Origin of the sequence: Sphingopyxis panaciterrae (assembly GCF_011762125.1) — a bacterium.
Taxonomy (GTDB): domain Bacteria; phylum Pseudomonadota; class Alphaproteobacteria; order Sphingomonadales; family Sphingomonadaceae; genus Sphingopyxis; species Sphingopyxis panaciterrae.
In genome coordinates this window covers 22,839-34,741 of record NZ_JAASQN010000010.1, presented here as the reverse complement: position 1 = coordinate 34,741, position 11,903 = coordinate 22,839, and the positions used below count along the sequence as shown (strand labels likewise).

Genomic DNA, 11,903 nt, shown 5'->3' with positions numbered 1-11,903 from the left:
GGGCGACGACAGCAGGTCGCCGCTGACTATAACCTATCGGACAAATTTATCCCCGCCGCATCGTGGACGGACGCGGCGGGGCAGGGGGTTCTTCAGAAGTTCATCCGCGCCGTCACCCCGGCATAACGCTCGGCATCGCGCGGCGTGATCTGGCGCATGAACGATGTGCCGTTCGGGATGCGCTGGATCACGAAATGCTTGTCGGTCAGATTCTTGACGATCAGCGACAGGCTGTATTTGTCGTCGGCGGTGCTCACCGTCAGCCCGGCGTCCCAGATCGCATAGCCTTTCTGGAAGGCGTTGGGATTCTGGTTGATGTCGAACTGGGTGCGGCTCTGATAGACGAGCGAGCTGTTGAGATCGACGTGGAAGCCTTCGATATTGAGCGGCAGGCGCCAGTCCATCGTCACCGTGCCCTTATATTTGGGCGCGAAGGGCAGAGGCTTGCCGTTGATTGCATCGGCGCAGGTCACCGCGGCACCGGGCGGGCAGATGAACTGGTTGATATGCGCGTCGGTATAGTTGAACCCGCCGCCGAGCGAGAAATCGTCGGTCAATGCGGCGTTGAAATCGACCTCGATCCCGCGCGTCGACACGGTGCCGGCGTTGGTCAGGCGGGTCACCACCTGCCCCGCGACAAGATCGAGGAAATTCGCCTGATAATTGTCGTATTTCGCATAAAAGGCGGCGATGTTCAGCGTGACGCGGCGATCGAACAGCCGCGTCTTGAGCCCGAGTTCATAGGCATTCGACTTTTCGGGATCGATGCGGCCAGTGTCGCGCGCCTGCATGTTGAAGAAGACATTGAGCGCCGGACCCTTGTAGCCGCGCGTGTACATGCCGTACGCCATGACGTCATCGCTGAGGTCATATTGCAGCCCGGCATTGCCCGACCAGCCATTTTCCTTGATCGACCCCTCGGCGGCGAAGTCGGGGTTCACACCCGGGAACGCCGTCAGCGAACTCGAATCGCGGACGAAGTCGTATGACACCTTGTCCTCGGTATAGCGCAGGCCGACGATGCCGCGGAACGCGTCGGTGAAATTGGCGGTCAGCTGCCCGAACGCCGAATAGCTCGTCAGCCGGGTCGTGAAGTCGGCGTCGCCCTGGTTGGTGACATAGGTCGACGATCCCGGCGCGCACGGGGTCAGCCCGCCGACGGTCGGCAAGGTCGACGCGGTGCACGATGTCACCGTGCGGTTGAAATAGTCGACTTCCTTCGTCTTGTAGAAATAAAGTCCCGCGACATATTCGAGGAACTGCGGGTTCGACGACGCGATGCGCAATTCCTGCGTGAACTGGTCGAATTTCAGGTCGCCGCGATCGTGCGACAGCACGTCGCCCGACGCGGTGCCGGTGTTGACATATTTGGGGGCATCCGACCGGAAATCGCCGTCGCGCTGCTGGTAGTTGTACCAGTGGCGATAGGCGGTGATCGACGTCAGCGTTGCGGCGCCCAGGTCGACGTCGATCTGCGCCGACACGCCGCTATTCTTGTCCTTCGTGTACGGATCGAGGTCGTTGTCGATATCCTTGTTCTTGCCGTCTAGCGTCAGCGGCGCGAGGCTGGGGATGAACACCGCATTGTTGAAGGGTGAAGAAAAGACGGTGCCGATGCTGTCGGCATAGCCATTGTCGCTATTCTTCGAATAATCGGCGATCAGCGTCACCTTTACCGCGTCGACCGGCTCGGCGATCAATTTCCCGCGCACGCCCCAATGCTCATATCCATTGACCTTGCGGCCGTTGAAGACGTTGCGGGCATTGCCGTCATATTGCGACCAGAAACCGGTGAGCGAGGCCTTGAGGCCCTCGCCGAGCGGGCCGCCGACGCTGGCGCGCAGCCGCATTTCATTGCCCTCGTACCAGGCGGCGTCGACATAGCCGCCCAGCGTATCGCCGGGTTCGCGCGACACGATGTTGATCACCCCGGCGCTGGCATTCTTGCCGAACAGGCTGCCCTGCGGGCCGCGCAGCACTTCGATCCGCTCGACATCCAGGAAGTCCGACGTCTGCTGGCCGGTGCGCGCATAAACGACGCCGTCGATCACCGTCGACACCGACGGTTCGACGCCGGAAGAGAAGCTGATCGTGCCGACGCCGCGGATCGACAGCGCCGAATCCTTGTTCGTATTGCCCTTGCGAAAGGTCAGCGTCGGAACACGCTGGAACAATTGCTCGGCCGAATTGACGTTCGCGCGCTCGAGCTGGTCGCCCGACACCACCGAGATGGCGACCGGCACATCCTGCAGATTCTGCGCGCGCTTTTGCGCCGTGACGATGATTTCGGCGCCGCCAAAGGCGCTCCCGTTGGTTTCGGCGCTATCCTGCGGCGCCGTCTCCTGCGCATGGGCGGGGGCCGCGAGCATCGCCGCCCCGGCCGTCGAAAGCGCCAGCGCCAGCCTGTATTTCGTCATCGTCATCGAAAACCTCTCCCCATTCGCCTCCGGCGGATCATGCGCCCGCCTGGATCAGGAACCATCGGCGAGACCGCGGTGCGCGGCCAGATATCGTCCGGTCGGCAAAAGGGCCAACCCGCCACGCAGTGGGATGCGCGTCAAAATCATATCAGTCCAATCGAGAAATATCGGTAGATTATGTCCAAATGCTATGGCTTGGGTTGACGGCCGCTTTTGGCCGGAAGCCGCCGTTCCCCTTATCGTCACCCCGGGCTCGATCCGGGGTCCCGCTGCATGGCTACTGCCGGTATCCGAAAAACGGGATCCGGGGTCGAGCCCGGGATGACCACGATAGGGAGCGGGAATTCTATCGCGAAGCCACCACCTGCTGCACATGCGCCAGGCACGCCGCCGTCTCGCGCTGCACATCGGCGTTCAGCCACGCGACGATCTCGGGCGTCGGTCCGATATCGGGCTCGAGCAACGCGAAATCCAGATATATGGGCGGCGAGATCGGGCGGACCGCGACCCCCAGCCGGTGAAAGCGCGGTGCGCTGAACGGTTCGGCGATCGTCACGCCCAGCCCGGCCTCGACGAAGGCATATAATATTTGCGAATGCTGCGTCTCCAGACGCCGCGATACGGTGATGCCCGATGTTTCCAGTGCGGTGTCGATCCCCGTCCACAGCGCATCGGCTTCGTGCATCGGGCCGACGAACTCCTCGCCTGCCAGATCGGATATCTTCAACCGCGCGCGCGCCGCGAGCGGGTGGTGGGCGGGCAGGATACAGACATATTCGGCGCGCGCGAGCGGCGTCGACCGGATGCCCTCGCGTCCCTGCATATCGACCCCGACGCCGAGATCGGCCTGACCCAGGAACACCCGCTCCTCGATCGCACGCTGGCCCAGCGATTCGACGATGATCTTGATGTCGGGATACAGGATACGGAACCGCGCGATCACCGCGGGCAGGATTGCCATCGCAATCGCGGCGAGCGCCGCGATCCGCACCGTGCCCACCGGATGCGCGCGAATGCGCCGCGCCGCCTGGTCGAGCAGGTCGAGCCCGGCGTAGCTGCGCCGCACCGCTTCATACAGCGCCTGCGCCTGCGCGGTCGGATGCACCCGCGCGCCGCGCCGGTCGAACAGGCGAAAGCCCACCGCGCGTTCCATATCGGCGATCAGCCGGCTCACCGATGGCTGGCTGATGTTGAGCATCGTTGCGGCGGCGGTGATGCCCCCGCTCATCATCACGGCGCGAAACGCCTCGACCTGTCTCATTCGCATGAGCCATAGTATAGACGTATGATTGCTCGATGCAATTCGATTGGATGCGATGGCTGATGCTGCGCTACGTGGCACTTTAGATAACATCGGGAGAGTGAAGATGGATTTCTCGGCGCAGCGCGACCAGTTCGCCAGCGAAGGCTATGCGGTCTTCGAACGCATCCTCGAAGGCGAGCTGCTCGACCTGCTCCGAGCCGAATGCGGCCGCGTGATCGACCGCGAGGACGCGCGCCTGGACGCGCTCGGGGTCGAAGTCGATGGCATCAGTCACAAGGGCAAGCGCTATTTCGCCGGCGAATGCCAGCGCCGCCAGCCCGCGCTCCGCGACATGCTGTTCAGCGAAACGATGGCTGATGTCTGCCGCGCGACGCTCGGCGACGACGCCTATTTCTTCTACGACCAATATGTCGTGAAGGGCGCCAGCGAGGGCATGCCGTTCAGCTGGCACCAGGATTCGGGTTATGTCGTCGGCAATGGCGGTCCCGCCGATCACAAGCCCTATCTCACCTGCTGGTGCACGCTCGACGACACGACGGTGGCCAACGGCACCGTGCGGATCCTGCCCTTTTCGCAGGCGCCCGATACGCGCGAGGGGATCGTCCCGCATGTCCGCCAGCCGGGCAGCAATGACCTTGTCGGCTACACCGGCGACAGCGAGGGGGTGACGCTCGAGGTTCCGGCGGGCAGCATCGTCGCTTTCTCCAGTCTCGCGCTCCACGCGACGGGATCCAATTCGACCCCGACCATGCGCCGCGTCTATCTGGCGCAATATTCACCCGAACCGATCCTCAACCCGGGCACCAGCCATCTGCGCCGCAATGCGATCGCCTTTCTGCGCGGCGGTTTGCAGGTCACCTTCAACTGATGATCGAGCGCCGCATCACAGCCCGCTGCCCGCATATCGTCGGCCTCGGCGGCAATGCGACCCCCGGCGGCTCGGCCGAGCGGCTGCTCGCCCACGCGCTGGCGCACTGCGCCGCGCAGGGGGCGACGACGGCGCTGTTCGCCGGTCCGGCGATCGACCTGCCGATGTATGCGCCGCACCGGAGCGAGCGCTGTCCGAAGGCGCAGGCGATGATCGCGGCGCTGCGCCAGGCCGACGGCGTCGTCATCGCCTCGCCCGGTTATCACGGCACCGTGTCGGGGCTGGTCAAGAATGCGCTCGATTATGTGCAGGACATGGCGGGCGATTCCGCCGCCTATTTCGATGGCCGTGCGGTCGGGCTGATCGCGGTTGCCGGCGGCTGGCAGGCGACGGGCAGCACGCTGGCCACCCTGCGCTCGATCACCCATGCCCTGCGCGGCTGGCCGACGCCGATGGCGGTTACGGTCAATTCGGCGCAGCCGGTTTTCGGCGATGATGGCGCGGTTGCCGACCCGGGAATCGCGGCGCAACTCGACCTGATGGCGCGGCAGGTCATGATCTTTGCCGACATGCAGCAACGGCACCGCGCCGCGATGCGCGAAGCGCTGCCCGCCGCCTCCGCCTGAACTCCTCGCATTTGCAGGTTGCCGTTAGGGAATCCCTAACCATTGCTAAGGAATAATACGCAGCAATCAGGATGGATGCTGTGGGGACATCCTTCATAAAAATGGGCGCGCGCCACCAAAATTTCACTCGCCCGCTGACCTCGGGTGCTGCAAGCGAGGATGAAGGATATGGGGGGTTTTCCCAGCCCGATGGACGATCCATCGAACCAGATTGAAAGCGAAACCGATCGCCGCGCCGCCGACCGCTTCTGCACGGTCTGCCGAATCGCGAAGATCGAACGCGAGGATGACGCCGGCCTGTGGCGGGTGCGCAATATATCCGATCGCGGCATGATGCTGTCGGCCGACGTTCCCGTCGAAACGGGCGAACGGCTGGAGATTGCGCTGTCGGAAAATGTCGTGCTGACCGGGCGGGTCGTCTGGGCCGAAAAGGGCCGCTGCGGCGTTGCGTTCGATAAGGAGATCGACGGTGTCGGCCTGCTCAAACAGCTCGCCGCCGAACAGCGCGAGGGCGGCTATCGCGCACCGCGCCTGCCCGTGCGGGTCAAGGCGACCGCGGCGACCGACGACGCGACGGTCCCGATCGACCTCGTCGACGTCTCGCAATCGGGTGCGGGCTTCATCCACGACGGCCGCTTCGAGGCGGGCATGGTGCTCAAGCTGATCCTCGAAGGCGGCATCAAGCGCCAGGCGGTCGTCCGCTGGTCGCGCGGCGGCCGCGGGGGGCTGTGGCTCACCGCGCCGCTCGACCGCACCGACCTCGAAAGCATCCGCCGCCTCGAAGGCTGACGTCTTTATCCACTGACGTGAAAACGGCACCGGCCCGCTCCCCCGCCCGGCCTCCCATAGGTTACTATCGTCAGGGAGGCCGGGCGGGGGAGCGGGCCGGTGCCGAGCCTGTTTCAGTGCAACTGAAACAGACCTAGCCCGCTCAATCCTTCAGCCACAGCAGTGGCTGGCGGACCGGGAAATTGCGCAAGACCTCGCCGATCTTCGGATCGGGGTCGAGCCGTTGCCACAGCTCGAGCCAGCCGGGGCGATCCAGCGCCAGGGCGCCGAACAACAGGCTCGGCTGGCGGACCGGAAACCCGTCCCAATATTCGATGTCGGGGGCGAGCGGCCATTGGCGCTTGTCGGCGATGAAGGGCGCCATCCACGCGATCGCGCCGCCGATCGACCGGCCGTCGGACGTCTGCCACGCGATAAGCGCGCCGGACCGCTCGGCAAGCAGCCATGCCGCGGCGGCGAGCACGTCGAGGTTGAACAGCGAATAGGCGTAAGGCTTGGTGCGCGCGAGTTCGAGCGGCTGACGCCCATCGGGTTCGATCTGGCTAGGGATGATCACGGTTTGCAGCCGCGCGCGCGCGGCATCAAGTACCGGCTTCCGATCGAGCAGGGTGGCAAAGGCGGCCGCCTGCAACAGCCAGCAGGTGCCATGGTTATTCTGCTGGTCGCGTTCTTCGATCCCGAACGGGGATGTCGTCAGCCAGTCGAGATAGTCGGTGAACCAGCGCTCGACGCCGACGCGGATCGCCGCATAGCCCGGCGCCTGGCGCGCCGCGAACAGCGTCGCGGCGCGCGCGACCTCGACGATCTGCAGCGTGTCGATCACCCCGATCGCGCGGCCGCTGTTCACCCCGATGATCGCCTGCGCATGGGCGAGGTCCGGGTTCATCCGCGTCGCCGGATCGACGAACCACGCGTCCAGATGGCGCATCGCGGCGCGGGCGAAGCGCGGATCGCCGGTCAGGTCCCACGCCGCCGCAAGCGTCGGCACATCGCGGCCGAAGGCGATCAATGCGTCGCGGTGACCGTCGAACTTGTCGGGGTTCGAGCGGCCGTCGCGGCGTATATAGGCACCGCCGGGGTTGGCAGGATCGGGCCACCAATAATCGCCCTCGGAATAATAGTCCTGCGGTCCCGCCGGGCTGCGCGGCGCGTTGATCGCGGCGATCGTGCGCGGCGCGCCGTCCAGCAACGCGGTCGCACGCGGCAGCAGGCGGCGGCGCTCGATCGCGCGAATATCCGGATATGGCCGGACGCCGGGCCGGGCATAGGCGGCAGGTCCGGCGAGCAGCGCGGCGAGGAGCAGCGTGCGCCGCGCGATCATCGGCGGGCTCCCGGGACGATGCGGTAACGTAGTGCGAAGTCGTCGTGCGCGGTGCGCGGATAGGTGCCCGGACCCCAGGCGATATCGGCGCGGACCAACAGTTCGTCGAGTGTTCCGGCGGGCCAGTGCATTTCCGGATACGGCCAGTCGGCGGCGCGGTTCCGATAGGCGGCGACATGGTCGGTCGCCTTGCGCAGCGAGCGCCCTTTGGCGCCCTCGTGATCATAGAGGTCGATGCCCAAGCAGGCGGCGCTGTCGGCGACGTCATAGGCGGCGGCGAGTGCATAGAGCGAATAATGGAAGCTGCGGGTGCGCGTCAGTTCGGCGGGCAGCGCCCCCGAAGGATCGATCTGCCGGTCGATGCGGGCCTTGGGAAAGGCGGCGGCGACGCGGGCCGCGACATCGGTGCGGCGGGCGAACAGCGCGAAGCGCGCGATCTGGGCGTCGTACCACAGGCCGTGGTTATTCTTGGCCGCCCGTTCGCCCCGGCCGTTCGGGCTGGTCAGCATCCAGTCGACATAGCGCGAGAACCAGCCTTCCAGCCCCCGCGTCTCGGCGGGGGTCAGCGCCCCCGACGGCGCGATCAGTCCGGCGGCATCGATCGCCGCGATGAAGCTTGCCCCGTCGAGCACCCCTTCGGGCCGCCCGTCGGCGACGCCGGGCACCGCCTGCGCATGGTTCATATTCGGGTTCATTGCGGTGGCGGGGTCGAGGAACCAGGCCCGGATCACCGCCGCCGCGCCGTCGGCATATTTCGCTTCGCCGCTGTAATAATAAGCCAGCGCCAGCACATCGGCGCTCCGCGCCATGCGGCTCAGCGCACTACGGTCGAAGCGGTCGCTTTCGATCTCGGGGTTCGTCTGGCCGTCGCGGCGCACATAGGCGCCCTTGGGGTTGGCGGGAACGGGCCACCAATAGCGGGCAAGGCTGACATAATCATGCTTGTCCCTCGAAACGGGAAGGCTGCGCTTGTCCATGACCGAGCCGGGCTTGCCGGCGAGCGCCCGGTCGGCGCGCGCGATCAGGTCGCGATAGGCGGCGGCGATCGCCGGATCGGCGGACAGCGCCGCCTTGATCGCCGTCAAGTCGGCAGGGCGCAGCGTGAAGGTGCGGCGCCCCCCGAAACTGGCGGCATAGCCTTCGCTGCCGCGGCAGACCGCTTCATTGGCCGGGGCCGAAAAAGCTGCCGCCGCGGACGGAATCGCCGCGGCGGCAAGGGCTAGGGGGAGGAGGGCGGCGCCGCGCGTCACAGGCGGACGCGGACGCCGAAGAAATATTGCGTCCCGCTGCGCGACACCTCGGCGATGCTGTCGTAGCCGCCCTTGACCATGATGTCGTTGGTCCCGGTGACGTTGAGCGCCTGCAGCTTCAGCTGGACGTTCGGCATGACGTCATATTGTGCCGACAGGTTGAGATAGGTGCCGCCGCGAATTTCGCGGTTGGTGCCGCCGTTGGGCTTGTAATAGCCCGACCGGTAACGAAGATTGGCGCGCAGCGAGAGGCCCCATTTTTCGAACCACACCGATCCGCTCGCGGTCCATTTCGACAGCCCGATCAGGTTCGCCGGGTCGACATAGCCCGCGATCGGGGAGGTGTCGGGATATTCGAAATTGGCGAAAGCGCGATTGACCGAACCCTGGATGCCCAGCCCGTCGAGCGGATCGGGCAGCCAGGTGAAGGCATGGCTCGCGGTCGCCTCGACCCCGTAAAGATGGCGCGTTTCATCGTCGTTCGCGGGGGCGACGGGGTTGATTATGATCGTTTCGGTGACCGGCGCGCCGCCGTCGCGGATCGTCGTGACGGTGATGTCGGTCGGAATCGATTCCTCGGCGCTGATCACCGTGCCCTTGGCCCATTTATAATAGCCGGCGATTGAGACGAGCGTGTCCTGCGAGGCATAAAGTTCGAGGCTGGCATCGACGTTCCACGCGCGCAGCGGTTTCAGGTTCGGATTGCCGGTCGTCGCATCGAAGATGATGTTGCCGGTCCCGGTTCCTTCGGACGGGTTGAGGTTGATCCCGGCGCCGAAGCTTTCGATCCCCGACCGGGCGATGGCGCGATAGGCGGCCAGGCGCAGCTTGACCTGCTGCGACAGGTCGAAGGCGATGTTCGCGCTCGGCAGGAAATAATTATAGCTGCCCTTGGTGATGTTCGACACGAGTTCGCCGTTCGGATCGACGTCGATGCTATAAGTGTCGCCGGCGCTTTCGATCGTCAGGATATAGGGCTGGCGATACCCCTTTGACGTGATGTCGGTCTTCACCCAGCGCAGGCCGATATTGCCGCTGACCGGCACATTGCCGAGGTCCGATTCGAAATTGGCCATCGCATAGGCGGCGTAGATGCGCTCGCGCACGTCGATGTCGCTGGGATCGCGGCCGTCGGCCGGGGTCGGCAGCGCATCGTCGCTGCCGGTGAAGGTCCGGAACAGGCAGTCATTGTCGAAGCTGGCCCAGCGGGTGACGTTGGTCCCCATGCCGCGCATATAGGAGGAGGTGGTGAAGGGCGTGCGGCACTGCCGGTTTGCCTGCGCGATCAGCTCGGCCGGGCTGACCCCGTCGATCGCCGCCAATGTGTTGAGATCATTGTTGCGGGCATTGTCGTTGGTGCGGTGGTGGTCGGAAAAACGGCCGCCGAACTTCACGCCGGTGAGGAAGCCGTCGAGTTCGCGTTCGATGTCGAGCTTTGCCGCCCAGATGCGATCCTCGCGATCGGTGACGAAGCGGCGCCGCGCATAAACCGAATTGGGCGCGGTGGTCACGAACAGGTCGGGATCGGTGATGTCGAAATCGTCGAACGCGACGACCGGCACGACATTATCGTCCTCATAGCTCAGCGTATAACCGACGCGGCGGTTCGACCGCATGCGCGTCTGCTTCTGCGTCTCGGTGCGGTGGCTGTTCGAATAGGAGGCGTCGAACGCGACGTTCCACCGCTCGGGCGACCAGATGAGGCTGAGCCCGCCGCCCAGATATTCCTCGTTGCGCTGGCGCGTTTCGAGCTGGTTTTCGAGGTTCGAATTGCCGCGATAGCTGATCAGCGAATGCGGCGAATAGCCGTTGCTGCCGGTCCCGACGATCAGTGGCTGAACCCCGCGCAGCCCCTCGGTGATCCCCAGCACGTTGCGCTCCTCGCGGCTGTTGCGCTTCGAATATTGGCCGTCGATCGAAATCTCGAAATCCGGGGTGGGGCGCCACTGGATCGCGCCGATGATCGCATCGCGCACTTCGGATGTCTTCTGGGTGCGGAAACTGCGCGACGAATTGGCGAAATAGGGATCGACGATCGTCTCGTTCGCGTTGCGCGCGGCTGGAGTGAAGGCGCAATTCAGGCTGTTCGTCGCGCCGTTGGTCGCGGCGGTGTTGCATAGCTGGAAGGTCGAGTTGCCGTTGTAATAATCCTCGGGCGCGGTCGTATCCTGCCGCTGATAGCCGATCGAAATGCCGATATCGCCGATCGCGGTCGAAAACTGGTCGACGTAGGAGATGTTGCCGCGATAGCCGAGGCCGTCATGCTGATAGACGTCATCGTCCTGCGGCTGGAAATCGCCGCGCAACTCGAACTGGATGCGGCGCTTGCCATAGTCGAGCGGCTTCATCGACTTGAGTTCGATCACCCCGCCGACGCCGCCTTCCAGAAAGTCGGCGCGCTGCGTCTTGTAGACGAGGACGCCGTTGACCAGTTCGGACGGGAATTGCTGGAAAGCGACCGAACGGTCGGGGCCCGCGGTCGACACCTCGCGGCCGTTGAAGGTCGAAAAGCTGAGTGTCGGGCCGAGGCCGCGCACCGACAGTTCGTTGGCATTGCCCTTGAAGCGGTCGGCCGAAACGCCGACGATGCGCTCGAGCGTGTCGCCGATCGAATTGTCGGGTGTCGCGCCGATCTCGTCGCTGACGAGGCCGTCGACGACGACGTCGGCGGCGCGCTTATACTCGATCGACGACCGCTGGGTCGCGCGCGCGCCGGTGACGATGATTTCGTCGCCGGCGGCCGTATCGGCCGTATCTGCAGCTGCGGCGACGCTGTCCTGGCTCCACGCGGGGGCGGCGGCGAGCAGCGTCGCCGGCGCAAGCAGCGAAGCGCGGGCGATCAGGGCCGATCGTGATGTCATTGTCTCTCTCCCAGTTCCGCCGGTCTACGCGCCAGCGCGGTAAATTGATACCGGTGTCAATTTCAGATGTAGTACAACTTTGCCCTTTTCGTCAATCCATCTCTTGGCCGGCTGGGGCACGATGGGCGGCGGTTGCCAGCACGGCGCTGGCTAGGCTGCGTGGACAAATTCGAATGTCCGTTATCGGCTGGGAGCGGACGTTTGGGAGGCTTGCTCTCTCCCCTTTAGGGGAGAGATACGGAGGCTTGCCGGTTTACCGGCTAGCCGCAGTTGAGAGGGGCTTTTACGCGTCCCCCTCTCCCAACCCTCTCCCCTGAAGGGGAGAGGGCTATATGTCCGCTCCCCACCCCAAAGCCGACGTTCGACGAGCGAATTTGTCCACGCGACCTAAGATTCGCACATATAATTCCTATCATTCCCGCAAGGGTGGGAATCCCGCTGCCTTCCTTTTTTCCTTCTTCGTGGCTTCGGCCTTTGTGCGAGATTTTTTGATTCGCACAAAGG

8 protein-coding genes are annotated in these 11,903 nt (G+C 64.8%); 3 read left to right on the top strand and 5 right to left on the bottom strand.

Going from position 1 to position 11,903, the window contains the following annotated elements; translation table 11 throughout:
* Positions 1-92 precede the first annotated feature (92 nt).
* Positions 93-2,423: a TonB-dependent receptor gene (locus tag FHR22_RS21790; RefSeq protein WP_166946314.1), complete on the bottom strand. Its 2,331-nt coding sequence runs from the start codon at positions 2,421-2,423 to the stop codon at positions 93-95.
* 343 nt (positions 2,424-2,766) lie between these two features.
* A complete protein-coding gene (locus FHR22_RS21785) occupies positions 2,767-3,681 on the bottom strand; it encodes a LysR substrate-binding domain-containing protein (protein WP_166946312.1) in 915 nt (304 codons plus the stop codon).
* A gap of 106 nt (positions 3,682-3,787) precedes the next feature.
* On the opposite strand from FHR22_RS21785, the gene FHR22_RS21780 reads away from it, so the two are divergent.
* The 3 genes from FHR22_RS21780 to FHR22_RS21770 all read left to right on the top strand — a co-directional run bounded on the left by FHR22_RS21780 (position 3,788) and on the right by FHR22_RS21770 (position 5,967).
* Positions 3,788-4,552 carry a phytanoyl-CoA dioxygenase family protein gene (locus FHR22_RS21780; protein WP_166946310.1) on the top strand — a complete coding sequence of 255 codons (765 nt, stop codon included), beginning with the start codon at positions 3,788-3,790 and terminating at the stop codon, positions 4,550-4,552.
* Positions 4,552-5,178 (top strand): NADPH-dependent FMN reductase, encoded by a 627-nt coding sequence (locus FHR22_RS21775; protein WP_166946308.1) that lies wholly within the window; start codon positions 4,552-4,554, stop codon positions 5,176-5,178. The genes FHR22_RS21780 and FHR22_RS21775 overlap by 1 nt, the downstream gene beginning before the upstream one ends.
* A gap of 168 nt (positions 5,179-5,346) precedes the next feature.
* Positions 5,347-5,967 carry a PilZ domain-containing protein gene (locus tag FHR22_RS21770; protein ID WP_166946306.1) on the top strand — a complete coding sequence of 207 codons (621 nt, stop codon included), beginning with the start codon at positions 5,347-5,349 and terminating at the stop codon, positions 5,965-5,967.
* A gap of 142 nt (positions 5,968-6,109) precedes the next feature.
* Here FHR22_RS21770 and FHR22_RS21765 read toward each other — a convergent pair whose 3' ends face one another.
* Genes FHR22_RS21765 through FHR22_RS21755 form a run of 3 tightly spaced genes read right to left on the bottom strand, consistent with a single transcriptional unit; the run spans position 6,110 to position 11,399 of the window.
* Positions 6,110-7,288 (bottom strand): alginate lyase family protein, encoded by a 1,179-nt coding sequence (locus tag FHR22_RS21765; protein WP_166946304.1) that lies wholly within the window; start codon positions 7,286-7,288, stop codon positions 6,110-6,112.
* On the bottom strand, positions 7,285-8,538 hold the full coding sequence (locus FHR22_RS21760; RefSeq protein WP_341787233.1) for an alginate lyase family protein: 1,254 nt from the start codon (positions 8,536-8,538) through the stop codon (positions 7,285-7,287). Before FHR22_RS21760 ends, FHR22_RS21765 begins: the two co-directional genes overlap by 4 nt.
* On the bottom strand, positions 8,535-11,399 hold the full coding sequence (locus tag FHR22_RS21755) for a TonB-dependent receptor (RefSeq protein ID WP_166946302.1): 2,865 nt from the start codon (positions 11,397-11,399) through the stop codon (positions 8,535-8,537). Before FHR22_RS21755 ends, FHR22_RS21760 begins: the two co-directional genes overlap by 4 nt.
* Positions 11,400-11,903 lie beyond the last annotated feature (504 nt).